General features: G+C 73.1%; 20 protein-coding genes. 10 read left to right on the top strand and 10 right to left on the bottom strand.

Going from position 1 to position 24,924, the window contains the following annotated elements:
* Nucleotides 1–116: 116 nt before the first annotated feature.
* Nucleotides 117–2,762, top strand: coding sequence for a cellulose binding domain-containing protein (locus tag ACIRGB_RS07020; protein WP_403859451.1), 2,646 nt, complete (start codon nt 117–119; stop codon nt 2,760–2,762).
* 85 nt (nt 2,763–2,847) lie between these two features.
* Here the strand turns inward: ACIRGB_RS07020 and ACIRGB_RS07025 are convergent, their stop codons facing one another.
* From ACIRGB_RS07025 to ACIRGB_RS07035, 3 genes are all read right to left on the bottom strand, one after another.
* Nucleotides 2,848–4,743, bottom strand: a complete 1,896-nt coding sequence (locus ACIRGB_RS07025) for a rhamnogalacturonan lyase (protein WP_403859453.1) — start codon at nt 4,741–4,743, stop codon at nt 2,848–2,850.
* Between the two features lie 76 nt (nt 4,744–4,819).
* A complete protein-coding gene (locus ACIRGB_RS07030) occupies nt 4,820–5,560 on the bottom strand; it encodes a class I SAM-dependent methyltransferase (RefSeq protein ID WP_403859455.1) in 741 nt (246 codons plus the stop codon).
* A gap of 4 nt (nt 5,561–5,564) precedes the next feature.
* Complete coding sequence (locus tag ACIRGB_RS07035; protein ID WP_030178335.1) at nt 5,565–5,870, bottom strand: 4a-hydroxytetrahydrobiopterin dehydratase; 306 nt, start codon at nt 5,868–5,870, stop codon at nt 5,565–5,567.
* Between the two features lie 102 nt (nt 5,871–5,972).
* Here ACIRGB_RS07035 and ACIRGB_RS07040 point away from each other — a divergent pair, with 102 nt between their 5' ends.
* Entirely contained in the window at nt 5,973–6,791 is an 819-nt protein-coding gene (locus tag ACIRGB_RS07040; protein WP_403859458.1) for a helix-turn-helix domain-containing protein, read from the top strand.
* On the opposite strand, the gene ACIRGB_RS07045 is transcribed toward ACIRGB_RS07040, so the two are convergent.
* Entirely contained in the window at nt 6,773–7,198 is a 426-nt protein-coding gene (locus ACIRGB_RS07045; protein WP_403859460.1) for a hypothetical protein, read from the bottom strand. The genes ACIRGB_RS07040 and ACIRGB_RS07045 overlap by 19 nt on opposite strands.
* Nucleotides 7,199–7,427: 229 nt before the next feature.
* Between ACIRGB_RS07045 and ACIRGB_RS07050 the strand changes: the two genes are divergently transcribed.
* The 6 genes from ACIRGB_RS07050 (at nt 7,428) to narI (ending at nt 15,788) form a co-directional block, all read left to right on the top strand.
* Nucleotides 7,428–8,291 carry a helix-turn-helix domain-containing protein gene (locus ACIRGB_RS07050; RefSeq protein WP_403859462.1) on the top strand — a complete coding sequence of 288 codons (864 nt, stop codon included), beginning with the start codon at nt 7,428–7,430 and terminating at the stop codon, nt 8,289–8,291.
* Nucleotides 8,292–8,353: 62 nt separating this feature from the next.
* Nucleotides 8,354–9,163 carry an SAM-dependent methyltransferase gene (locus ACIRGB_RS07055; RefSeq protein WP_403859464.1) on the top strand — a complete coding sequence of 270 codons (810 nt, stop codon included), beginning with the start codon at nt 8,354–8,356 and terminating at the stop codon, nt 9,161–9,163.
* Between the two features lie 107 nt (nt 9,164–9,270).
* Complete coding sequence (locus tag ACIRGB_RS07060; RefSeq protein ID WP_403859466.1) at nt 9,271–12,966, top strand: nitrate reductase subunit alpha; 3,696 nt, start codon at nt 9,271–9,273, stop codon at nt 12,964–12,966.
* Entirely contained in the window at nt 12,966–14,570 is a 1,605-nt protein-coding gene (gene narH / locus ACIRGB_RS07065) for a nitrate reductase subunit beta (protein WP_403859468.1), read from the top strand. Before ACIRGB_RS07060 ends, narH begins: the two co-directional genes overlap by 1 nt.
* 4 nt (nt 14,571–14,574) lie before the next feature.
* Nucleotides 14,575–15,069, top strand: a complete 495-nt coding sequence (gene narJ, locus ACIRGB_RS07070; RefSeq protein ID WP_403859470.1) for a nitrate reductase molybdenum cofactor assembly chaperone — start codon at nt 14,575–14,577, stop codon at nt 15,067–15,069.
* On the top strand, nt 15,066–15,788 hold the full coding sequence (narI, locus tag ACIRGB_RS07075; RefSeq protein ID WP_403859472.1) for a respiratory nitrate reductase subunit gamma: 723 nt from the start codon (nt 15,066–15,068) through the stop codon (nt 15,786–15,788). Before narJ ends, narI begins: the two co-directional genes overlap by 4 nt.
* Before the next feature lie 6 nt (nt 15,789–15,794).
* Here the strand turns inward: narI and ACIRGB_RS07080 are convergent, their stop codons facing one another.
* The 6 genes from ACIRGB_RS07080 to ACIRGB_RS07105 form a co-directional block, all read right to left on the bottom strand.
* Nucleotides 15,795–16,220 (bottom strand): OsmC family protein, encoded by a 426-nt coding sequence (locus ACIRGB_RS07080; RefSeq protein WP_104634090.1) that lies wholly within the window; start codon nt 16,218–16,220, stop codon nt 15,795–15,797.
* Nucleotides 16,221–16,306: 86 nt separating this feature from the next.
* A complete protein-coding gene (locus ACIRGB_RS07085) occupies nt 16,307–18,115 on the bottom strand; it encodes a hypothetical protein (RefSeq protein WP_403859474.1) in 1,809 nt (602 codons plus the stop codon).
* A complete protein-coding gene (locus ACIRGB_RS07090; RefSeq protein WP_403859476.1) occupies nt 18,112–19,173 on the bottom strand; it encodes an ATP-binding protein in 1,062 nt (353 codons plus the stop codon). The genes ACIRGB_RS07085 and ACIRGB_RS07090 overlap by 4 nt, the downstream gene beginning before the upstream one ends.
* A 79-nt stretch (nt 19,174–19,252) precedes the next feature.
* Nucleotides 19,253–20,677: an amino acid permease gene (locus tag ACIRGB_RS07095; protein ID WP_403859478.1), complete on the bottom strand. Its 1,425-nt coding sequence runs from the start codon at nt 20,675–20,677 to the stop codon at nt 19,253–19,255.
* A gap of 82 nt (nt 20,678–20,759) precedes the next feature.
* The gene (locus tag ACIRGB_RS07100; RefSeq protein WP_403859480.1) at nt 20,760–22,913 is read right to left on the bottom strand and encodes a phage holin family protein; all 2,154 of its coding nucleotides are present in this window, start codon (nt 22,911–22,913) and stop codon (nt 20,760–20,762) included.
* A 109-nt stretch (nt 22,914–23,022) separates the two neighbouring features.
* Nucleotides 23,023–23,421 (bottom strand): hypothetical protein, encoded by a 399-nt coding sequence (locus ACIRGB_RS07105; protein WP_403860607.1) that lies wholly within the window; start codon nt 23,419–23,421, stop codon nt 23,023–23,025.
* 94 nt (nt 23,422–23,515) lie between these two features.
* Here ACIRGB_RS07105 and ACIRGB_RS07110 point away from each other — a divergent pair, with 94 nt between their 5' ends.
* Nucleotides 23,516–24,289: an MBL fold metallo-hydrolase gene (locus tag ACIRGB_RS07110; protein ID WP_403859481.1), complete on the top strand. Its 774-nt coding sequence runs from the start codon at nt 23,516–23,518 to the stop codon at nt 24,287–24,289.
* Complete coding sequence (locus ACIRGB_RS07115) at nt 24,286–24,912, top strand: DedA family protein (protein WP_403859483.1); 627 nt, start codon at nt 24,286–24,288, stop codon at nt 24,910–24,912. The genes ACIRGB_RS07110 and ACIRGB_RS07115 overlap by 4 nt, the downstream gene beginning before the upstream one ends.
* Nucleotides 24,913–24,924: the final 12 nt, after the last annotated feature.

Here is a 24,924-nt window from a genome sequence, read left to right on the forward strand (position 1 = left end):
GTGTACACGGTCTTGTCACCGGACGACGAGACCACCTGACCGGGCGGCCCCGACCACGCCGGGGCCGCCCGGTCCTCGCATGTGTTCTGTTCCTGACGGAAGGACGGTTCCCCACCGTGCGAAGAACCCGGACCCTCACCCTTGTGCTGGCCCTCGCGGCCGGGCTGCTGGTGGGCGGCGCGCCCACCGCGTCGGCCGCTCAGACACCGAAGGCGGCGGTCGCCGCCGACGGTTACACCTGGAAGAACGCCCGCATCGACGGGGGCGGCTTCGTCCCCGGCATCGTCTTCAACCGCACCGAGAAGGACCTGGCCTACGCCCGCACCGACATCGGCGGCGCCTACCGCTGGCAGGAGGCGTCCCACACCTGGACGCCGCTGCTCGACCACGTCGGCTGGGACGACTGGGGCCACACGGGCGTGGTCAGCGTCGCCTCCGACTCCGTCGACCCGGACCGGGTGTACGCGGCGGTCGGCACGTACACCAACGACTGGGACCCGGCGAACGGCGCGGTGCTGCGCTCCGCCGACCGGGGCGCGAGCTGGGAGAAGACGGACCTGCCGTTCAAGCTGGGCGGCAACATGCCGGGCCGCGGCATGGGCGAGCGCCTGGCCGTCGACCCGCACGACAACGACGTGCTGTACCTGGGCGCGCCCAGCGGACACGGCCTGTGGCGGTCCACCGACGCGGGCGTCACCTGGTCCGAGGTGACGGCCTTCCCGAACCCCGGCGACTACGCGCAGGACCCGGGCGACACGTCCGGCTACGCCTCCGACAACCAGGGCATCACCTGGGTCACCTTCGACGAGTCGACCGGCGGCGCGGGCACGCCGACGAAGACGGTCTACGTCGGGGTCGCCGACAAGGAGAACGCGGTCTACCGCTCGACGGACGCGGGCGCGAGCTGGGAGCGGCTCGCCGGGCAGCCGACGGGCTACCTGGCCCACAAGGGCGTGCTGGACGCCGAGAACGGCTACCTCTACCTGGCCTACAGCGACACCGGCGGCCCGTACGACGGCGGCAAGGGCCGGCTGTACCGGTACGCGACGGCGACCGGCACCTGGACGGACATCAGCCCGGTCGCGGAGGCGGACACCTCCTACGGCTTCAGCGGCCTGACCGTCGACCGGCAGCACCCGGGGACGGTGATGGCGACCGCGTACAGCTCGTGGTGGCCGGACACGCAGATCTTCCGCTCGAGGGACAGCGGCGCGAGCTGGACCCAGGCGTGGCGCTACACGTCGTACCCGGAGCGCGAGAACCGCTACACGATGGACGTGTCCTCCTCTCCGTGGCTCACCTGGGGCGCGAACCCCGCGCCGCCCGAGCAGACGCCGAAGCTGGGCTGGATGACGGAGGCGCTGGAGATCGACCCGTTCGACTCGGACCGGATGATGTACGGCACGGGCGCCACGATCTACGGCACGGAGGATCTCACCGCCTGGGACGACGCGGGCGGCACCTTCAGGATCGAGCCGATGGTGCGCGGCCTGGAGGAGACGGCGGTCAACGACCTGGCCTCGCCTCCGTCGGGTGCCCCGCTGCTCAGCGCGCTCGGTGACATCGGCGGCTTCCGGCACACCAGCCTGACCGAGGTCCCGCCGATGATGTACACCTCGCCGAACTTCACCACCACGACGAGTCTGGACTTCGCGGAGAAGAACCCGGACACGGTGGTCCGGGCCGGCCACCTCGACTCGGGCCCGCACATCGCGTTCTCCACGGACAACGGCGCCACCTGGACCGGCGGCACCGACCCGGCGGGGGTCAGCGGCGGCGGCACGGTCGCGGCGGGAGCGGACGGCAGCCGCTTCGTGTGGAGCCCGGAGGGCACGGGCGTGCACTACACGACCGGCCCCGGCACCTCGTGGCAGGCGTCGTCCGGTATCCCGGCGGGCGCGGTCGTCGAGTCCGACCGCGTGGATCCGGCGACCTTCTACGGCTTCAAGTCCGGGACGTTCTACGTCAGTACGGACGGCGGCGCGACCTTCACCGCCTCGGCGGCGACCGGGTTGCCCGCCGGCGACAGCGTCCGCTTCAAGGCGCTGCCGGGCGGGAAGGGCGACGTCTGGCTGGCGGGCGGTGCGGCGGGCGGCCCGTACGGCCTGTGGCACTCGACGGACGGCGGCAAGACCTTCGCCAAGCTGCCGGGTGTCGACGCGGCCGACACCGTCGGCTTCGGCAAGGCGGCACCGGGCGCCTCCTACCAGACCCTCTTCACCAGCGCGGAGATCGGCGGGGTGCGCGGCATCTTCCGCTCCACCGACAAGGGCGCGACCTGGACCCGGGTCAACGACGACGCCCACCAGTGGGGCTGGACCGGCGCGGCCATCACCGGCGACCCGCGGGTCTACGGCCGGGTGTACGTGTCGACCAACGGCCGGGGGGTCGTCTACGGCGACCCGGCGGGAGGAGACGATCCGGGACCGGACCCCGGGCCCGGCGCCTGCGAGGTGACGTACACGGTCACCAACCAGTGGCCGGGCGGCTTCCAGGCGGACGTCCGGCTCACCAACACCGGCACGTCGGCGTGGAAGGGCTGGTCCCTCGACTGGACGTTCCCGGGTGACCAGAAGGTGACGCAGATGTGGAACGCCGAACACTCCCGGACCGGCACGACGGAGACGGCGAGGAACCTCGGCTGGAACGCCGTGGTGGCGCCCGGCGCGTCGGTGGGCTTCGGCTTCACCGGCAGCGGGTCGGGGACGAACGCGAAACCCGCGTCGTTCGAGCTGGGCGACCGGGTCTGCGCTCGGAGATGACCGACCGGGAGGGCGCGTGCCGGCGACGCGCCCTCCCGCCTCCGCGACCGGTGCGCCCGCACCGCCTGGCGCGGGCGCGTGCGGATCAGGGCGTGTAGACCGACGGCCTCGGCGCCGTGGGCATGCCCGCGCCGAGGAAGAAGCTCGGGTGCGGGGGCTGGTTGTAAGCGGTATTTTGCCAGGCCAGGGCGGTGCGGTACTGGGTGTCGTGGAGGAGGGTCGTGACGCGGGTGTCCGTGTCGTACGGGGTGGAGTAGATGCGCAGGGCGGTGTTGTCCGACGTGCGCCAGACGACCTCCTCGCGCCAGTCGCCCAGGAGGTCCCCGGCGAGGACCGGGGTGGCCTTGGTGCCGTTGTTGGAGGCGACACCGGAGCCGGTGAGCAGGCGGGTGTCGCCGGAGCTGCCGTACTTGTCGACGTGGGTACCGTCGAGGAGTTCGCGGACGGTGTCGCCGTCCCACCAGGACAGGAAGTTGGCGCTGGAGGGCTTGCGGCTGTTCACGACGGTGCCCTTGGGGTTGCGGATGCCGCTCTCGGCGGACGACCAGGACTCGGCGCCCGCGCTGCCCGACCAGATGTCGCCGGAGACGCCGCGGCCGTTGTCGCCGCTCGCGCCGGTGGACCACAGGATCTGGCCCGTGCGCGCGTCCGCCATCCACGACGAGGGCTTCGAGGCGTCCTCGTCGACCTTGAACTCCTCCAGGCCCGCGCGGGACGGGTCGAGGTCGCCGACGTGCAGGGCGTCGCCGTGGCCGTTCCTCGTGGTCCACAGGGCGTTGCCGTTGTCGTCGACGGCCATCGCGCCGTACACGATCTCGTCCCGGCCGTCGCCGTCGACGTCCGCGACGGAGAGCTGGTGGTTGCCCTGGCCGTCGTAGCCCTTGCCGCTGTTGGTGGAGGAGTTGGTGTCGAAGGTCCAGCGGCGGGTGAACTGCCCGCCCCGCCAGTCCCAGGCCGCGATCACCGTGCGCGTGTAGTAGCCGCGCGCCATGATCACGGAGGGCCGGGAGCCGTCCAGGTACGCGGTGCCCGCGAGGAAGCGGTCGACGCGGTTGCCGTAGGAGTCGCCCCAGGAGGAGACCGAGCCCCGCGCGGGGACGTAGTCGACGGTGCCCATGGCCTTGCCGGTCCGCCCGTCGAACATCGTCAGGTACTCGGGGCCGGACAGCACGTAGCCGGAGGAGTTGCGGTGGTCGGCCGAGGAACTGCCGATGACCGCGCCGGTACCGTCCCTGGTGCCGTCGGCGGTCTTCATGGCGACCTCGGCCCGGCCGTCGCCGTCGTAGTCGTACACCTGGAACTGGGTGTAGTGGGCGCCGGAGCGGATGTTGCGGCCCAGGTCGACGCGCCACAGGCGGGTGCCGTCGAGCCGGATGCCGTCGACGATCGTGTTGCCGGTGTACCCGGACTGGGAGTTGTCCTTGGCGTTGGTCGGCTGCCACTTGAGGACGAGGTCGAGCGCGCCGTCGCCGTCGAGGTCGCCGACCGACGCGTCGTTGGCCTCGTAGCCGTAGGAGACGCCGTCGGGGGTGGTGCCGCCGGACGGCGGGCTGATCGGTACGTCTTTGTAGCCGGCGCGGAACTGGATGGCGTGGACGGAGTCGCCCTGCTCGGTACCGTTCACGACCGCGCGGACGGTGTAGTCGGCCTGGGCGGGGGCGCCGGCGTGGAAATAGGTGGTGGAGCCGGTCACCGGGCTGGAGTTGACCTTGGTGCCGGCCCGGTAGACGTTGAAGGAGACGGTGTCCGGGTCGGTGCCCAGCCAGCGCCAGCCGACCAGGTTGCCGTCGCCGGTGTGGACGCTGACGACGCCCCGGTCCAGGGCCTCGACCTGGCGCGCGGTGGCGGCCTCGGCGGTGTCGGGGGCCAGTGTCGTCAGGCCCGCGCCCACGAGCCCGGCGGCGGCGAGGGCCGCGGCCAGGACGTGGGGGCGTCTGCGGGGGGTGCGGGGAACGCGGGAGCCGGTGCGGGGGTGCCTCACGGGACGAACCTCCTGGAGGACGGACGGATTCCGCCTCTCAGTCGCCGCCCGGGGCAGCCGGGTTGCCGCCCCTCGGCTACGACTTCCTGAACGCCGCGAGGGTGAAGACCGGGTCGGGCCGGGGCCGGTCCTGGTCCGGCAGGGCGGCCAGCCGCGCGGCGAACTCCTCGGCGAGCGGCTCGCCCGGCGGCAGCGTGACGAACCAGCCGCGCCGCAGGTCCGCGACCGTCCGGCGGGGGCTGCGGCCCTGGCCGTGGCCGGTGAAGCGGGCCCGGCCCGCCGGGGTCAGGCCGTGCTCGCGGGCGTACTTTTCGACGAGGTGGGCGGCGTCGTGCGCGATGCTGGGCGGGCGGGCGGCGAGCACGGCGTCGATGTCGCTGCCCACGTTGTGCGAGGCGCCCTTGTCGACCGTGGTCACGTACGTCCCGCCGGGCCGCAGCACCCGGGCGCACTCGGCGACGATCGCCCGCACGTTCTCCGCGCCGCCGGCCAGGTGCAGCAGCCACACGCTGGTGACGGCGTCGAACTCCGCCCCGGCGAAGGGCAGTCGGCGGCTGTCGGCGAGGACGACGGCGCCGGGCAGCCGGGCGGCGGCGCGGCGGGCCATGGCGGGGGCCAGGTCCACGCCGGTCACCCGCAGGCCGTCGCGTCCGGCCGCGATCCGCCGGGTGACGATGCCGGTGCCGCAGGCCACGTCGAGCAGCCGGCGGGCCTGCCGCGGCACCAGGTTCAGCACCGCCCGGGCGGCCGCCGCGGCCCGGGGCTCGCCGCCGCGGGAGTCGTCGTACCGCTCCGCTTCCTTGTCGTAGTCGAGCACACCGTCAGTGTGCCCCGTGACCGGCGGCCAGGTCCTCCACCCTGCGGGCGAGCTCGACGTCCTTCGCGGTGACGGCGCCGCCCGCGCTGTGGGTGTGCACGGCGAGCGCGACCGTGTCGTAGCCGAGGGTCAGGTCGGAGTGGTGGTCGAGCTCCTCCTGCACCTGGGCGATGTGGACGACCATCGCGGTCGCCGCGAAGTGGGAGCCGAGCCGGTAGGAGCGGGTGAGGCGGCCGGCGTCGAGGGACCAGCCGGGCAGGGCGGCCAGGTGCTCCTCGATCTCCTGCGGCGACAGCGGTTCGACGGGCATGTGCTGCGCTCCTTCGCTGGTGGTGCTCGACGGTCGGGTCCGCTTCAGCGTGCCACAGCACCGCCGCTCCGGCGCGGCCCGCGGTCGACTACCGTGCTGCGTATGACCGCACTCATGTCCGCCACCGCGCCCACCACCGACCGGGGCGTGGGCCCGCTGCTGCGGGCCTGGCGGGAGCGGCGGCGGGTCAGCCAGCTGGAGCTGGCACTGCGCGCCGACTCCTCCGCCCGCCACATCAGCTTCGTCGAGACGGGCCGTTCGAGGCCCAGCGAGGAGATGGTGCTGCGCCTCGCCGAGCATTTGGACGTCCCGGTGCGGGAGCGCAACGCGCTGCTGCTCGCGGCCGGTTACGCCCCGCGCTACCCGGAGACCCCCCTGGACGACCCGGCGCTCGGCGCCCTGCGCGAGGGCATGGAGCGGCTGATCCGGGGCTACGAACCGTATCCGGCGCTGGTAGTCGACGCGACGTACCAGGTGCTGGCGGCCAACCGGGGGATCACGATGCTGATGGACGGCGTCGCGGAGCACCTGCTCGCGCCGCCGCTGAACGCGATCCGGCTGACGCTGCACCCGGAGGGCCTGGCGCCGCGCATCCGCAATCTGCGCGAGTGGCGCGGGCACCTGCTGGAGCAGATGGAGCGGCAGATCGCCCTGCACCGCTCGCGGCCGCTGCGGGAGCTGTACGACGAGGTGGCGGCGTATCCGGTGCCGCAGTCCGCGCCGGGCGCCGCGCCGGACGAGCCGGTGCCGTACTTCGCGCTGCCGATGCAGATCGAGCACCAGGGCCACGTCCTGTCGTTCATCTCGTCCATCTCCACCTTCAACACCCCGATGGACGTGACGGTCGCCGAGCTGGCCATCGAGACGCTGCTCCCGGCCGACCCGGCGACGGTCGACTACCTTCACTCGCTGCTGCCCTGACGCTGCCTCAGGGCGCCGTACTGGAGCAGGGCGAACCCGGCGACGACGGCGGCCTGGAGCACCGCCCACACCGCTCCGGCCGTGGTGGGCGTGAGCCAGAGGACGAGCGCCACCAAACTCACGGCCGCCCAGGCCAGGTTGGCCTCGACGACGGCCCGGACGGCGAGCACCGGCGGCCGGGGGCGGGTGGCCAGCAGGCCCACGCACCCGGCGAAGACCGCGAGGAAGGCGCCGAGGGCGAGGAGCAGGCCGGAGCCGGCGCCGAGAAGGCGGCCGAGCGGGCCGGAGAGCGCGAGGTAGGCGAGCGCGTTGGCCCCGGTCACCGCCGCGTCGAGGGCGAGGAAGCGGCGCAGCATCAGCCGCGGCTCGGCCGTACGGGCGACTGCGGCAAGCTGGTGTGTGGACATGATGAGTCACTCTCCGTCGGGTCGGACATGCTGGGGTGGGGCCGGGCCCCGGGCCGGAGTGCGCCGGTCCGGAGCCCGTTGACTCCACGATCCCGCCCGGCGCGGGCGCGGTCGATTACCCGGCGGGTAATGCGTCCGGTCCCGGGAATGATCCACGAACACCCCTGTGAGACTGACAGAGGAACATGACAGACTGCGGTGTGACTTGGGCGCGTTGGGGAGGCGTGGCGTGAGCGAGCGGCGGGCCGCACCCACCGTGGGCCAGGTGGTCCTCGGCAGACGGCTTCAGGAACTGCGGGAGACGGCGGGCCTCAAGCGCGAGGAGGCCGCCAAGGTGCTCCGGGTGGCCCCGGCGACGGTGCGGCGCATGGAGATGGCCGAGGTCTCGCTGAAAATACCGTATGTCCAGATACTGCTGACGGCGTACGGGGTCGCCGGTGACGAGGTCGCGGCGTTCGTCGCGCTCGCCGAGGAGGCGAACCAGCCGGGCTGGTGGCAGCGGTACCACGACGTGCTGCCGGACTGGTTCAGCCTGTACGTGAGCCTGGAGGGCGCCGCGCGGATCGTCCGCTCCTACGAGCCGCACTTCGTCCCGGGGCTGTTGCAGACCGAGGACTACGCGCGCTCGGTCCTGGAGGCCGGGACCATCGGCAACGCGGGCGGGGACGCGGTGGAGCGCCATGTGTCCCTGCGCATGGAGCGGCAGCGGCTGCTGGAGCGCCCGGACCCGCCCCACCTGTGGGTGGTGATGGACGAGACGGTGCTCAGGCGGCCGGTGAGCATCCACGGCCGGGTGATGCGCGAGCAGCTCGACAAGCTGCTGGAGTTCGCCGGCCGGGACCGGGTGACGCTCCAGGTCGCCGAGTTCGAGGACGGGCCGCACCCGGGGACGTACGCGCCGTTCACCCTGTTCCGGTTCGCGGAGCCGGAGCTGCCGGACATGGTCTTCACCGAGTACCTGACGGGCGCCCTGTACCTGGACTCCCGCACCGAGGTCTCGGCGCACCTGGAGGTCCTGGACCACATGACGGCGCGCGCCGCCTCGACCCAGCGCACCGAGAAGATCCTGCGCGCGTACCGCGAGACGTTCTGACCGGCGACGACCCGCACGCAGCCCACGAGTCCACGCAGCGGCCCCCGAGGAGACGACACCGCATGACCGGTTCCGAGCCCGCGCCCCTCGACACCAGCCGCCCGCACCCGGCCCGGGTCTACGACTGGTGGCTGGGCGGCAAGGACAACTACCCGGTGGACGAGGAGCTGGCCCGCAGGATCCTCGCGGCGGACGGCACGGCGGTGCGCGGGGCGCGCGCGAACCGGCGGTTCATGCACCGGGCGGTGCGTACCCTCGCCGAGGCCGGGATCCGCCAGTTCCTGGACATAGGCACCGGCATCCCCACCGAGCCGAACCTGCACCAGGTGGCCCAGGCGGTGGCGCCCGAGTCGCGGATCGTCTACGCCGACAACGACCCGATCGTCCTCCGGCACGCCGAGGCGCTACTGCACGGATCGGCCCGGGGCAGCACCGACTACGTCCACGCGGACGTCCGGGACCCGGACCTGATCCTGCGGCTGGCGGGCGAGTCCCTGGACTTCGACCGGCCGGTCGCCCTGTCGCTGGTGGCCCTCACCCACTACCTCGGCGACGCGGCCGCGGGCGACGACGTGTACGGCCTGCTCAAGCGGTACGCCGACGTGCTGGCGCCGGGCAGCTTCCTGGTCCTCTCGCAGGTCACGCCGGACCTGAATCCCGAGGCGGTGGGCAGGGCCGCGGAGCTGTTCGCCCGCAGCGGCACGCCGTTCCACCCGCGCTCCCTCCCCGAGTTCGCGCGCTTCTTCGACGGCCTGGAGCTGCTGGGCCCCGGCATCATCCCGGTCACCGGCTGGCGGCCGGACCCGGAGGACGTGGCGGTCCAGGCGGAGGGCATCGTGCCGGTGTACGCGGGGGTGGCGCGCAAGCCCTGACCCGGAGGACGTCCGGCGCCCCGGCCTGACCCGTACGGGCGCCGCGAACGGGTGCGCTCCCGCGCCCGGCCCTAGGTTCGGGAACCAGGGCGAGCAAGGGAGCGCACGTGACCGACACGCGGACACCGCCCACCGAGCCGGGCGCGGCGCTGCTGCGCGCGGGCCGGTTCTTCCGGCCGGGCACCGCGGCACCCGACCTGCACAGCATCGGGCTGGTCGGCGGGCGGGAGTCGGACGCCTTCTACCGGGACCGCTGGAGCCACGACAAGGTCGTGACGTCCACGCACGGCGTGAACTGCACGGGTTCGTGCCGGTGGAACGTGTACGTCAAGGACGGCATCATCACCTGGGAGACCCAGGCCACGGACTACCCGTCGGTCGGCCCCGACCGTCCCGAGTACGAGCCGCGCGGCTGCCCCCGGGGCGCGGCGTTCTCCTGGTACACCTACTCGCCGACCCGGGTGCGCTACCCGTACGTGCGCGGGGTGCTCCTGGAGATGTACCGGGAGGCGAAGGCCCGGCTGGCGGACCCGGTGCTGGCGTGGGCCGACCTCCAGGGCGACCCGGAGCGCCGCGGGCGCTACCAGCGGGCGCGCGGCAAGGGCGGTCTGGTCCGGGCGAGCTGGGACGAGGCGGTGGAGATGATCGCCGCCGCCCATGTGCACACCCTCCGCGCCCACGGCCCCGACCGCATCGCGGGCTTCTCCCCCATCCCCGCGATGTCGATGGTGTCGCACGCGGCGGGGGCCCGCTTCCACTCGCTGATCGGCGCCCCGATGCTGTCGTTCTACGACTGGTACGCCGACCTGCCGGTGGCCTCCCCGCAGGTCTTCGGCGACCAGACGGACGTGCCGGAGTCGGGCGACTGGTGGGACGCCGCGTACCTGATCATGTGGGGCACCAACGTGCCGGTGACCCGCACGCCGGACGCGCACTGGATGGCGGAGGCCCGCTACCGGGGCCAGAAGGTGGTCGTGGTCTCGCCGGACTACGCGGACAACACCAAGTTCGCCGACCAGTGGCTGCACCCGCACCCCGGGACGGACGCGGCGCTGGCGATGGCGATGGGGCACGTGGTGCTCAAGGAGTTCTTCGTCGACCGCACGACCCCCTTCTTCGACGACTACGTGCGGCGCTTCACCGACCTGCCGTTCCTGGTGACGCTGACCGAGCGGGACGGGGCGTACGTCCCGGGCAAGTTCCTGCGCGCCGCCGATCTCGGGCAGGGCGGTGACGACGCCCGGTGGAAGACGGTCGTCCTGGACGGGGCGACGGGCCGCGCGGTGGTCCCGAACGGCTCGCTGGGCTTCCGCTGGAACGAAGCCGACCGGGGGAAGTGGAACCTGGACCTGGGCGACGTACGGCCCCGGCTGAGCCTGCACGGCCACGAGATGGCGTCCGGCGTGGAGGTGCTGCTCCCCCGGTTCGACACCGAGGGCGGCCCGCACGGGCAGGGGCGCGGCGAGGTGCTGCGCCGGGGCGTCCCGGCGACGCGGCTGGGCGGCGCGACCGGACCGCTGGTGACGACGGTCTTCGACCTGCTCCTCGCCCAGTACGGCGTGGGGCGGCAGGACCTGCCGGGCGACTGGCCGGCGTCGTACGAGGACGCCGACGCGCCCGCGACCCCCGCCTGGCAGGAGACGCACACCTCGGTCCCGGCGGCGGCCTGTGTACGCATCGCCCGCGAGTTCGCGCGGACGGCCGAGCGCTCCAAGGGCCGCTGCATGATCCTGATGGGCGCGGGCACCAACCACTGGTTCCACTCCGAGACGATCTACCGGGGCTTCCTCGCCCTGCTCCAGCTCACCGGCTGCCAGGGCCGCAACGGCGGCGGCTGGGCGCACTACGTCGGCCAGGAGAAGTGCCGTCCGGTGACCGGCTGGGCGTCGCTGGCCGCCGCGTCGGACTGGTCGCGCCCGCCGCGCCAGGCGATCGGCACCGGGTACTGGTACCTGCACACCGACCAGTGGCGCTACGACCGGTTCCGCGCCGACGTGCTCGCCTCGCCGCTGGGCGAGGGGCGGCTGGCCGGGATGGCGGGCGCGGACTGCCTCGCGCTGTCGGCGCGCACGGGCTGGATGCCCTCGTACCCGACCTTCGACCGCAATCCGCTGGAGCTGGGCGAGACCTCCGGCGATCCGGTGGCCAACGCGGTGGCCGAACTGCGGGCGGGCACGCTGAAGTTCGCGGGCGAGGACCCGGACGCGCCGGAGAACTGGCCGCGGATCGTCACCCTGTGGCGGGCCAACCTGCTCGGTTCCTCCGGCAAGGGCGCCGAGTACTTCACCAAGCACCTGCTGGGCACCCAGTCCTCGCTGCGCGCCGAGGAGGCGGCGCCCGGCGAGCGGCCCCGGGACGTCGTCTGGCACGAGGAGGCGCCCGAGGGGAAGCTCGACCTGCTGCTTTCGCTGGACTTCCGGCACACCTCGTCGACCCTTCTGTCCGACGTGGTGCTGCCCGCCGCGACCTGGTACGAGAAGCACGACCTGTCCAGCACGGACATGCACCCCTACGTGCACGCCTTCTCCCCGGCGGTGGACCCGCCGTGGCAGGCGCGCACCGACTTCGACACCTTCAAGCTGCTGGCCGAGAAGCTGAGCGAGCTGGCCCGGGACCACCTCGGCGTGCGCAGGGACCTGGTGGCCGCGCCCCTCCAGCACGACACCCCGGGCGAGATCGCCCAGCCGGGCGGTGTCGTACGGGACTGGCGGCGCGGGGAGTGCGATCCGGAGCCCGGGAGGACCATGCCGGACCTCGTCGTCGTGGAGCGCGACTACACGGCGGTCGGGGCCAAGTTCGCCGCGCTGGGCCCGCTGGTCGAGGCCAAGGGCCTGCCCGCCAAGGGCATCACCCTGAAGCCGGACGAGGAGGTGGCGCGGCTGCGGGAGCTGAACGGCACGGTGCGCGGCGGCCCGGCCGACGGGCGTCCGGCGCTGGACACGGCGGTGAAGGCGGCCAACACCATCCTCGCCCTGTCCGGCACCACCAACGGGCGGCTGGCCACCCAGGGCTTCCACACCCTGGAGGCGAGGACCGGGCAGCAGATGGCCCACCTGGCCGCCGAGCACGAGGGCCGGCGGATCACCTACGCCGACACCCAGGCGGCGCCCGTGCCGGTGATCACCTCTCCGGAGTGGTCGGGTAGCGAGGCGGGCGGGCGGCGCTACACGGCGTTCACGCTCAACACCGAGCACCTCAAGCCCTGGCACACCCTCACCGGCCGGCAGCACTTCTTCGTCGACCACGACTGGATGCACGAGCTGGGCGAGGCGCTGCCGGTGTACCGGCCGCCGCTGGACATGCACCGGCTGTTCGGCGAACCCCGGCTCGGTCCGGACGGGGACCGCGAGGTGACGGTCCGCTACCTGACCCCGCACAACAAGTGGTCCATCCACTCCGAGTACCAGGACAACCTGTTCATGCTGGCGCTGTCCCGGGGCGGCCAGACCATCTGGATGTCCGCCGAGGACGCGGCGGCGATCGGGGTCGCGGACGACGACTGGATCGAGGCGGTCAACCGCAACGGCGTGGTGGTGGCCCGCGCGATCGTCTCGCACCGCATGCCGCCCGGCACGGTCTTCATGCACCACGCCCAGGAACGCACGGTCAACGTGCCGCTCGCCGAGACGACCGGCAAGCGCGGCGGCGTCCACAACTCGCTCACCCGCCTGCTCCTCAAGCCGACCCATCTCATCGGCGGCTACGCCCAGTTGTCCTGGGCGTTCAACTACCTGGGCCCGACGGGCAACCAGCGCGACGAGGTGACGGTCGTCCGGCGCCGCTCCCAGGAGGTCGAGTACTGATGCGCCCGATGGCCCAGGTCGCGATGGTCATGAACCTCGACAAGTGCATCGGCTGCCACACCTGTTCGGTCACCTGCAAGCAGGCGTGGACCAACCGGCGCGGCATGGAGTACGTCTGGTTCAACAACGTGGAGACCCGCCCCGGACAGGGCTACCCGCGCCGCTACGAGGACCAGGAGAGGTGGCGGGGCGGCTGGGAGCTGAACCGGCGCGGCGCGCTGAGGCTCAAGGCGGGCGGCCGGTTCAAGAAGCTCGCCGGGATCTTCTCCAACCCGCGGCTTCCGGAGATCAAGGACTACTACGAGCCCTGGACGTACGACTACAAGAACCTCACCGACGCCCCGCTCGGCACCGACTTCCCGGTCGCGCGGCCGGTCTCGCAGCTCGACGGCAAGCCCATGAAGATCGGCTGGTCCTCCAACTGGGACGACAGCCTGGGCGGCGCCCCCGCCTACGGCGACCTGGACCCGATGGTGGAGCGCACGCGTCAACAGGCTGCGGAGAAGGTGCGGTTCGCGTACGAAGAGACGTTCATGTTCTACCTGCCGCGCATCTGCGAGCACTGCCTGAACCCGTCGTGCGTGGCGTCGTGCCCGTCCGGGGCGATGTACAAGCGTACGGAGGACGGCATCGTCCTGGTCGACCAGGACCGCTGCCGGGGCTGGCGGATGTGCGTGACCGGGTGCCCGTACAAGAAGGTGTACTTCAACCACCGCACCGGCAAGGCCGAGAAGTGCACCTTCTGCTACCCGCGCATCGAGGCGGGCCAGCCCACGGTCTGCTCGGAGACCTGTGTCGGCCGGCTCAGGTACCTCGGGGTCGTCCTGTACGACGCCGACAAGGTGACCGAGGCCGCCGAGACGCCGGACGAACACGACCTGTACGAGGCTCAGTTGGGCGTCTTTCTCGACCCGGAGGACCCCGGGGTGCGGCGGGCCGCCGAGGAGGCGGGCATCCCCTTCGACTGGATCGAGGCGGCCCGGCGCTCCCCCGTGCACGCACTGGTCAGCAGGTACCGCGTCGCGCTGCCGCTGCATCCGGAGTACCGGACGATGCCGATGGTCTGGTACATCCCGCCGCTGTCCCCGGTGGTGGACGCGCTGACGGAGACGGGGCACGACGGCGAGGACGCGGACAACCTGTTCGGCGCGATCGACACGCTGCGCATCCCGCTGGAGTACCTGGCCGAGCTGTTCACGGCCGGTGACACCGGTCCGGTGCGGGCGTCCCTGGAGAAACTGGCGGCGATGCGCGCCCACATGCGGTCGGTGAACCTCGGCGAGGCCCCCGACCCGGCCGTCTGCGCGGGCGTCGGCATGCGTCCCGAGGAGGTCGAGGAGATGTACCGGCTGCTGGCGATCGCCAAGTACGAGGAGCGGTACGTGATCCCGACGGCGGCCGTCGGGGACGCGCACCGGCTGGAGGCGTCGGCGCTTCAGGGGCTCCCGGACACGTGCAGTCTCGACACCGACGGCGGCCCCGGCATGGGCGGCGACGGGCCGTTCGGCCAGGACTCGGGGCGCCGGCGGCTGCCGCTGGTGCCGGTGGAGAACTTCCACATCCTGCGCAGACGGCAGACCGCGGACGACGAGAGGGAGGTCTGATCCGATGCCCGGCTTCGAGGTGCTGTACCAGGCGGCGGCGCTCTGTCTGACGTATCCCGACGACGACTTCCGCGCCCGGCTGCCCCTGCTGCGCGAGGCGGCGCCGCAGCTGCGCGACTTCACCGACCACGCGGCGGCGACCGGGCAGGGCGAACTCCAGGCGCACTACGTGGAGGTCTTCGACTTCAGGAACCGGCACAGCCTCTACCTGAGCTGGTGGACCGACGGCGACACCCGCAACCGCGGGATGTCCCTGGTCCGCTTCAAGGAGCTGTACCGCGCGCACGGCCTGGAGTTCACCGGCGAGGAACTGCCCGACTTCCTGCCGGCGGTCCTGGAGTTCGTCTCGCGCACCGGGGCCATGGAGATGCTCACCGAGCACCGCGCGGCCCTGGACCAGCTGCGCTCCCGGCTCACCGCCTTCGGCACGCCCTACGCGTGCGTCCTGGACGCCGTGTGCGCCACCCTGCCGCCCGCACCCACCGGAGCCCGCCGATGAACGTCTTCCTGTGGGGCGTCCTGCCCTACGCCGCCTTCGCGCTGCTGGTCGCGGGCCTGGTCTGGCGGCACCGCTACGACCGCTTCGGCTGGACGACCCGCTCCTCGCAGGTCTACGAGTCCAGGCTGCTCAACATCGCCTCACCTGTCTTCCACTACGGCATCCTCTTCGTGCTCGCCGGCCATCTGATCGGCCTGTTCGTCCCGGCGTCGTGGACCGGCGCCCTCGGCGTCGGTGAGCACGCGTACCACCTGTTCTCGCTCTACGGCGGCACCCTCGCCGGGGTCCTCGCGGTCGCCGGGATCGGCGTCCTGATCTACCGCCGCCGCACCAACGCGCCCGTCTTCCGGGCCACCACGGCCAACGACAAGATCATGTACGCCGTCCTGCTCGGCGCCCTGCTCCTGGGCATGATCGCCAAGCTGTCCGACACCTCGGGCGACGGCTACGACTACCGGAGCACCATCGCCCCGTGGGCGCGCAGCCTGTTCACGCTGGACCCCAGGACGGAGCTGATGGCGGGCGTGCCGGTGCTGTACCACGTGCACGCGGTGGTCGGGATGGTGCTGATCGCCCTGGTGCCCTACACCCGCCTGGTGCACATGTTCAGCGCGCCGCTTCAGTACCTGACCCGCCCGTACGTGGTCTACCGGTCGCGCGACCCCAGGCAGCTGGGGCCGCGCCCGGACCGGCGGGGCTGGGAGCGCGCGGGCTCCTAGCCGGTGCTAGGCCAGCTTGGCCGACAGGGTGATGGTCGTGCCGGTCAGGGCCTGGCTGACCGGGCAGTTCTTCTTGGCGTCCTCGGCGGCGGCGACGAACGCGTCGTTGTCGAGGCCGGGGACGGTGCCCTCCACGGTGAGGTGGATGCCCTTGATGCCCTCACCCGGCTGGAAGGTGACGTCGGCCGAGGTGACGAGCTTGGTGGGCGGGGTGCCGGCGCCGGCCAGGCCGTGCGACAGCGCCATGGAGAAGCAGCTGGAGTGGGCGGCGGCGATCAGCTCCTCGGGGCTGGTCTTGCCGTTCGCCTGCTCGGCGCGCGACGGCCACGACACCGGCTGCTCGCCGATGCCGGACGAGTCGAAGGTGACGACACCGTTGCCCTCGAGCAGGTTGCCTTCCCAGACGGTGTGTGCGGAGCGCGTGGTTGCCACGGCGGGGTCCTCTCGAATTCGCTTGCTGTACCGGGGTGGTGGTAGCCCGTGCCCGGGTTCCCGCCCCCATCCGATCACACTCCGGCTCAGCTCACCCGGAAGACCGGTCCCCGGGCCGTGAACGGCAGCCGCGCGCCCTGCGGAATCAGGTAGGCATGCTCGCGCCGCACCCGCAGGACGTCGCACCAGCCGTCGGTGATGACGAGGACCGGCGCGGTGGGCGGGAAGTCGTCGGCGCGCAGCAGCAGGTCGATGCCGGGCTGGAGGACGGTGCCGCCCCGGCCGTGCACGCGTACCCGGCCGGCGATGTCGGTGACGGGCAGGAACCCGGCGTCGTGCGGTGCCGCGTCGCAGAACACGACCCGGGCGGCGGGCACGTCGCGGGCCTCGGCGTAGGAGGCGATGGCGCCGAGCGCCTTGCCGAGCAGGGTGCGGTCCATGGAGCCGGAGGTGTCCAGCACGACGCCGAAGGTGCACCGGGCGATCTCCTCGGGCGGGAAGTACCGTCCGGCGCGCGGGATGTCGGGGGTGGCCGCCTGGCGCCGCGAGGGGCGCGCGTACGACCGGACCGGCTCGGGGCGGGGCACGAACTCGTCGAACCAGCGGGCGAGTCGGGCGTCCCAGGGCAGCGGCGGGTGGCTGAGGGCGCGGATCTCCTCGACCAGTGAGCCGGGCAGGAAGCCGCGCTCCTGCTGCTGGTGCAGGTCGAAGCCTTGGGCGAGGCCCCGGCGGTAGAAGCCGTCGAGGTCCACGTAGTCGCGGGGCGAGCCGAGCGGGGCGCCGAGGACGTCGCCGACGCCCTTGCCGCGCAGGGTGGACAGGCGGCGCATGCGGCGCAGGTCGACGGCGATGCGGTCGTAGACCTCCTCGGCGGACAGCCCGGCCAGCTCGGGGTCGTGCAGCAGGCCCTCGGGCATGGTGCCGACCTGCATCTCGACGAGCCAGCCGTTGACGACGTAGTCGCAGGCGACGTTGAAGAGATACGGGTCGCGGGTGCCGCAGCGGTCGCCGTGGCGCAGGGCGGCGTGCAGCATCTCGTGGGCGAGGACGAAGCGCCATTCCTCGTCCTCGTACCGGCGCAGCGGGTTGACGTAGATCTCCCCCGCCTCGGCGTTGACGGCGGCGACGGAGATGCCGTGGGCGCGGGCCAGTTCGGCGTCGGCGACGAGGGTGATGCCCGAGGCGATGCCGCCGAGCAGCGGGTAGGAGGAGACGAACCAGCTCAGGGCCCGCTGCCAGGGTTGCAGCCGGGTGGGGCCGCCGAGCATGGCGTCGCGGCGGCCGCCCGCGAGGTCGAGGGCGGTGGACATGGTGCGGGTCAGGGCGTGGGCGAAGGCCAGTTGCCAGTCGGGGACCTGGAGGTTCCAGCCGTCCCAGGGGACGAGCAACTGGTCGGGTTCGCCGTCGGCGGTACCGCAGTGCTCGTAGGCGGCCGGGATGCCGCCTTCGCGGCGCCAGGCGGCGGCGATCCGCTCCTCGTCGCCGTCCGGGTACGTCGGCGGCAGGTGGTCGGGCGTGCGGCCGACCGGGAAGGTCTGGAGGAAGCGGTTGACGACGGTGCAGCGGGCGGCGAGGTCGTAGCGGTCGGGCTGGACGCGCTCCCCGTCGGCGGCGGGCACGTGGCCGAAGCCGAGGTGGATGAGGGCGTGGGCGATGGCCCAGGCCCACTCGGCGGGTTCGGCGTGGCGGGTGGGGTGCAGGTGGACCCGGCCGTTGGAGGTGACGCGGACGAGGCCCTGCCGGGGTGCGACCTCGCACTCCTCCTCCCGGCACAGCTTGACCTCCATGGCGGCGAGGGCCGGGTTGGCCCACACCAACTGGACGCCCTTCGCGCAGTCCTCGGCGGCCGGGTCCTTCTTCTTCTGCTGCTGCTTCTGCTTGCGGGGGCGGCTCATCGGCGGGCCTCGACCAGCCGGGGCATGTCGCGGGCGGCCTCGACCAGGAACCAGGCGGGCAGCACCGGATTGCCGTCGGCGTCGGAGGCGATGACGCTCTGGGCGACCTCGACGGAGATCTCGGCGAGCTGTACGAGCAGCGACTTGGCGCGGTACGCGGTCTGGCGGCCGTTCGCCGACATGTGCTCCTTGCTCGCGGGCAGTTCCTTGACCAGGCGGCCCCGGAACGCCTCGGCGAGGTAGTAGAGCAGGTCGCGGTCCTGGAGGCGGCTGGGCCAGCGGGCCTCGCCCTTGAGGATGGCCTCGATGCCGAACCGGCTGCGGACGATCTTGACGTAGCCGCAGAAGGCGGTCGCGTGGGCCGGCGTGAGGGTGCCGTGCGCGAGGACCTTCAGGGTCTCCTCGTCGAGGTCCTGGCCGAAGGAGTGCAGGGCGTCGGAGAGCATGTGCCACGAGCGCGGCGTGGAGAACGGCTCCTCGGTCTTGGGCGGCTTGGACCACAGGTGGTCGGGGCGGTCGGTGAGGTGGTCGGTGATCCACGGGTGGATGCCGTGCTCGGCGGCCCAGCCGAGCCAGTCCTTCGCGGAGGCGTCCAGGTGGACGTGGGTGAGGCGGTTGATCAGCGCGGAGGCGATGGGGCGGGCCAGGGCGTTGTCGGTGGCGCGGTTTCCGGCGCCGATGACGATGGAGCCCTTGGGGAGTTCGTAGCTGCCGACGCGGCGGTCCAGGATGAGCGAGTAGAACGCCTTCTGCACGTCCGGGCCGGCCGCGTTCAGCTCGTCCAGGAAGAGGCAGTACGGCTCGTCGCGGGCGATGGACTCCGGCGGGCAGAACACCGACCGGCCGTCCCGGATCTGCGGGACGCCGATCAGGTCCTCGGGCGCCAGCTGCGTGCCGAGCAGGCTCACGCACTCCAGGCCCAGCGAGTCGGCGAAGTTCCTCACCAGGGAGGACTTGCCGATGCCGGGTGCGCCCCACAGGAAGACCGGCCGCACGGTGGCGAGGCCGAGCAGCAGTTCCGGGAGACGGGCGGGAGTGACGGTGACGGCTGCCTGCACGCAGGGGCTCCTGGGGAGGGGTCGGGTCGGGAGGTGACCGGCCCAGTGTGCGTGCCCCCTGCGTCCCCGCGCAGCCGAATTACGGCGCGGTGGGCACCTCCGCGCGGCGCCTGCGGGCCGCCATCACCGCGTACACGAGCACGCCCGCGAACAGGAACAGCACGCCCTGGTAGACCGCCGCGTACCCGGCGCCCGCGACCAGCCACAGGGAGAAGGCCGCCGCGACGGCCGCGATCACGCCGTCCCGCACCAGGCGCGCCCGGTCGACCTTCTCGCCCTGCCCGGAGACCAGGTGGAAGATCTGGGCGGCCGTGGCCAGCAGGTACGGCACGGTGGCGGTGAAGGTGGTGACGAGGACCAGGACCTCGAAGACCTTCGCCGAGCCGGACGTGTAGTTGTAGACGGTGAGCAGCGAGGCGAGGACGACGGTGACGCCGACGCCGACCGTGGGCACGCCGCGCCGTCTGCGCGCGAACGCGGCCGGGAAGAGGCCGTCCCTGGCCGCCGCGTACGGGGTCTGGGCGCTGAGCAGGGTCCAGCCGTTGAGGCAGCCGGTCATCGAGACCAGGGCGGCCAGTGCGACGGCCCAGCCGCCCCAGGCGCCGCCGAACATGGCGTTCACGGCGTCCGAGAAGGGGGCGTCGGAGGTGACCAGGCGGTCGTGGGCGACGGTGCCGAAGACCGAGAGGGTGCCGAGGAGGTAGACCAGGGCGGCGCCCGCGGTGCCGAGGACCGTGGCCCGGCCGACCGTGCGGCGGGGGTCCTCGACCTCGCCGGCGCTGACGGCGGCGGACTCCACGCCGAGGTAGGAGAAGAGCAGGATCGCGGCGGCGGCGGAGACCGCGCCGATGCCGCTGGAGCCGCTCGCGTTGAACGGGCCGAGGTTGTCCGGGTCGAAGAAGAACAGCCCGCCCACCGCGACGAGCAGCAGCGGGGCGAACTTCAGCACGGTGGAGACCAGTTGGACGGCGCCGACCCAGCGGGTGCCGGCGAAGTTGGCGAGCGCGGGCAGCCACTGGATGACGAGGGCGGCCAGGCAGGCCGTCCAGCGGTGGTCGTTCACCGGGATCAGGACGTCGAGGTAGCCGACGGCGGCGACGGCGAGCGCCGCGTTGGACACCCAGGTGGTGATCCAGTACGCCCAGGCGGCGAGGAACCCGGCGAAGTCGCCGAAGGCCTCGCGGGCGTAGACGTAGGGGCCGCCGGTGCGCGGGTCGCGGGCGGCGAGGCGGCCGAAGACCAGCGCGAGCGCGATGGCGCCGACGGTCAGGACGCCGAAGGCGAGCAGGCTGACGGTGCCGAAGGGGGCGACGGAGGCGGGGAGCAGGAAGATGCCGCCGCCGATGATGTTGCCCATGACCAGGGCGGTGGCGACGGGGAGCCCGAAGCGGCGGGCGTGCCGGCCGTTGCCGGAGGAGGGGTCGGCGGGGGCGGTGTGGTCGGGGGCCGCGGGGGTCGCCTGCGGTTCCGGAGCCGGTGGGGGGACGGTCCCGGTGACGTGCATGGGGTGGTGCGCCTCTCATGGAACGGGTGTCCGGGATCGCCGGACGCGCCCATGGTCGGGCACGGTCCCGCATCGTTCCAAATCAGGCGCTTTTGTCCTGTACGAACCCCTCTGTGACGGGAAAAGGTGCGTCCTCCACGACGTTCGGCCGCGAATCGTCCGCGGGGCCCACGGGCACCTGCGGGCCGTTCGACTCGCGCAGCCAGCGGCGCAGCACCCGGTGGACGTGTTCGGCGCCGACGATCTCCGCGTCCTCGGCGGCCGGCGCGGACAGGACGACCGGCGACAGCAGGAAGGCGTGCGACTGGGCGCCGCCGAGTCCGCCGTGCGAGCCGATCTGCTCCTCGAAGGCGAGGACCTCGCCGTCGGCCGGGTCGTGGAAGGAGTTGACCATGATGTCGGCCGTGTGCGGGAAGGAGTGCGTGCGGCGTACGGCGTCGGCGGCGCCTGGGCCGAAGGGGGCCAGCGGGCCGGGGTCCTCGTCGAGCCGGTCCAGGGGCACCTCGGCGCCGCGCGCGCCGAGCACGACACCGCCGTGTTCCTCGCTGCGCACCAGCAGGAAGCCGATGCCGGGGTGGTTGGCGAGGGTCGGCAGCAGGGCCGGGTGGCGGGCGTCGATCTCCTCCCGGGTCATCCGGTGCGGCACGTCCGGGAAGGAGACCAGGCCCAGGTTGCCGGAGGCCAGCACGATCGGCTCGGACCGGCGCCCGGTGGGGGTGTCGGCGGGCCGCTGCTGCTCGGCGCCCTCCTCGACCGGCCGGTGCAGGGCGGCCCGTACGGTGTTGCGCGCCTCGGCGCCGCTGCGGGTGCGCCGGGCACTGCGCGGCACGGGCAGTCCACAGCCGGCCCGCACCAGGTCGGCGAGGGTCAGGCCGTAGCGGGCGCGGAAGGTCTCGCCAGGGCTCTGGCCGTGGTCGGAGAGGACCACGATCCGGTACGGGCGGGGGGCGTGCTCGGCGACCTTCTCGATCAGGGCCACGGCCCGGTCGAGCCGCTGGAGGACCTGGGCGGCGTCCCGGCCGCCCGGCCCGGAGTGGTGGGCGACCTCGTCATAGGCCACCAGGTCGGCGTAGACGGCGGTGCGCCCGGCGAGCATGTCGCCCATGACCGCGGCGACGACGACATCGCGTTCGACGACGGTCGCGAAGGCGCGCACGAACGGGTAGAGGCCGCCGCGGGAGACCCGCGGGCGGACCTTGTGGACGCGGGCGCGGGTGGACTGGCCGATCTCCCGGCCCACCTCGGCGACGAAGGAGAGCGCGGTGCGCACGGCGTTGGCGGGGTCGGAGAAGTAGGCGAAGTACCCGGATCTGGAGCGGGTCTCGCGGCTGCGGCGGCGGGTGGCTATGGACAGCACGAGGGCCTGCTCGTCGGCGCCGCCGCCGAACAGGTTGCCCCGGCTGGCGCCGTCGAGGCTGAGCAGTCCGCCGTCGCCGGTGCGGCGGACGGCGCGGTACTGGAGTTCGGCGGCGCTGGTCGGGCGGTTGCAGACCATGACCTCGCCGCTGTCCTTCTCGTACCAGCGGAAGGCGGGGACGTCGTGGTTGCTGCCGTGCAGGATGCCCAGCTGGCTGGCGCCGGTCTGGCTGGACCAGTCGGTGCGCCAGGGGGCGAGCCGGTGGGTGGCGGAGGAGCCGTCGCGGCCGAGCCAGCGGGCCAGGGTGGGCATGGCGCCGCGGTCGACGGCGTCGAGCAGGACGTCGTGGCCGACGCCGTCCAGCTGGAGGAAGACGGTGCCGGGGCCCGCCGGGCAGGGCGGCCCGGATCTGCGGCGGCGGTCGGCGAGGCGGTACAGGCGGCGCCGGTAGGCGTCGTCGTCGCGCACGGCCAGGGCGCCGCCGGTGGCGGAGGCGACGGCGGACATGACGGCGGCCACCACGACCGCCGTCTCGGGGGCGACGCCGCCGCGTCCGGCCGGGTTGGCGTCGATGGCGAGGAGCAGCAGCCCGCCGTTGAGGAAGAAGACCAGCAGGCCGAGGACGAGGGTCGGCACCAGGAGCAGCAGGCGGACCAGGAGCGGCCAGACCAGGGCCGAGAGCAGCCCGAAGGCTCCGGCGCCGACCGCGGCGGTCATGGCGATGTCGGTCGCGCTGTCCCCGTCGGGCGACTGGAGCCGGAAGTCGGGCAGGATCCCGGCGAGCACGAGCATGGTGACGGTGGAGACGGCCCACACCGTGACACTCCGCCCCAGCTGACTGGCGACCCGGCGCCAACGCCCTCCACCCACGCTCCGCACACCTCACGTCCCGGCCCGTCGTCCGTACGGGCCTTCCCCACCCTGTCACAACGCCCCGGAGTGCCCGTTTGTCCCCCCTGGGTCCGCTTCACACCCGCCCGGGCGGCGGTCAGCGGCCGTCGTACCCGGCCGTCGGCATCGAGAGCCTGCGGTGCACGCACGCCTTCATCCGGGCGTCGTACGACGGTTCGGCGTGGCCGACGGTCTCGACGCGGACACCGCGCCGCGCGCACTCCGCGGTGAAGTCCTCGACGGAGGACAGCGCGCTCTCCAGCACCCGGCGGCTGGGCGCCACGAACAGGTCGAGGCCGGGGCGCACTCCGTCCCACAGGGCGTCGTGGTCGTGCCGCAGACCGCGCACCAGCAACTGCCGGGCGACGACGTAGCCGTGCTCCACGGCCCAGCGGGCGCACATGGCGTGCTGGCTGCGGGAGTCGACCAGGAAGGGGTCGTCGTCCAGCTGTTCCAGTGGCGTCAGACTCGCGATCGCCGTCACCCGCACCGCCATGGTGTCCCCCCTCACCTCCCGTCACCTCCCGTTTTCGCCGCTGACCCTACTCCTGGACGTAGGCTTCGGGGAGTCGCGCGAAGGAGGCAAAGAGGTGCCGGTGGAGCTCACCTGGTGGGGTCACGCCACCTGCACGGTCGAGGATTCGGGCATCCGCGTGCTCACCGATCCCCTGTTCGCCCGTCGGCTGGCCCATCTGCGCCGCAGGCGGGGCGCGGTGCCGCCGCCGGCGGCGTGGCGCGCGGACGTGGCACTGGTCTCCCATCTGCACGCCGACCACCTGCATGTGCCGTCGCTCGCGCGGCTCGCGCCGGGCACGCGCCTGCTCGTGCCCCGGGGCGCACGCCGGGCGGTGCCGGGGCTGCGCCGGCTCGGGCACCTGGAGCTGACCGAGGTGGCGCCGGGCGACGAGACGACCGTCGGTGACCTGCGCGTCCGTGCGGTCACCGCGCGGCACGACGGGCGGCGGCTGCCGGTCGGGCGGCACCGCGCCCCGGCGCTCGGCTATGTCGTCGAGGGCGAGGCGCGGACGTACTTCGCCGGGGACACGGGCCTGTTCGACGACATGGAGAAGGAGGTCGGGCCGGTCGACGTGGCGCTGCTGCCGGTGGGTGGCTGGGGCCCCTACCTGGGGGCGGAGCACCTGGACGCGGGGCGGGCGGCCGAGGCACTGGCCCGGCTGGCGCCGCGCACGGCGGTGCCGGTGCACTACGGCACGTACTGGCCGATCGGGATGGACGCCGTGCGCCCCCACGAGTTCCACACGCCGGGTGAGGAGTTCGTGCGCCTGTCCGCGCTGCGCGCGCCGGGCGTGTCGGTGCACCGGCTGGGGCACGGCGAGAGTGTGCGGGTGGAGGTCGCGCGGTGAGCTGGCTGGGGGCCGCGACGCTGAACATACCGACGGAGCCGGCGCAGCAGGCGCTCGGCTATCCGTCGCTGTTCCTGCTGGTGCTGATCGGGGCGCTGGTGCCGGTGCTGCCGACGGGAGCGCTGGTGAGTTCGGCGGCGGTGGTGGCGATGCACCAGACGCTGCCGTTCGCCATGCTGATGGTGTTCGCGACGGCGTCGCTGGCCGCGTTCTGCGGTGACATGGCGCTGTACTGGCTGGGCCGGCGCGGGGTGGGCTCGAAGAACGGCTCCCGCTGGCTGGAGGCGATCCGGTCCCGGGCGCCGGAGGACCGGCTGGAGCAGGCGCAGGAGAAGCTCGCCGAGCACGACGTCGCGGTGCTGGTCCTCTCCCGGCTGGTGCCGGCCGGCCGGATACCGGTGATGCTGGCCTGTCTGCTGGCCGAGTGGCCGCTGCGCCGCTTCGCGCGCGGCAACCTGCCGGCCTGTCTGGCCTGGGCACTGACGTACCAGCTGATCGGGGTCCTCAGCGGCGCCCTGTTCAGCAAGCCGTGGGAGGGCGTCGCCGCGGCGATCGCCCTCACCGTACTGGTCAGCACCGCCCCGGGCGTATGGCGACGCCTGCGGGGGCCGGCGAAGGCGTAGGCCCGCGGCGAT

The organism is Streptomyces sp. NPDC102490 (assembly GCF_044765285.1).
In the GTDB taxonomy this organism is placed as follows: Bacteria; Actinomycetota; Actinomycetes; order Streptomycetales; family Streptomycetaceae; genus Streptomyces.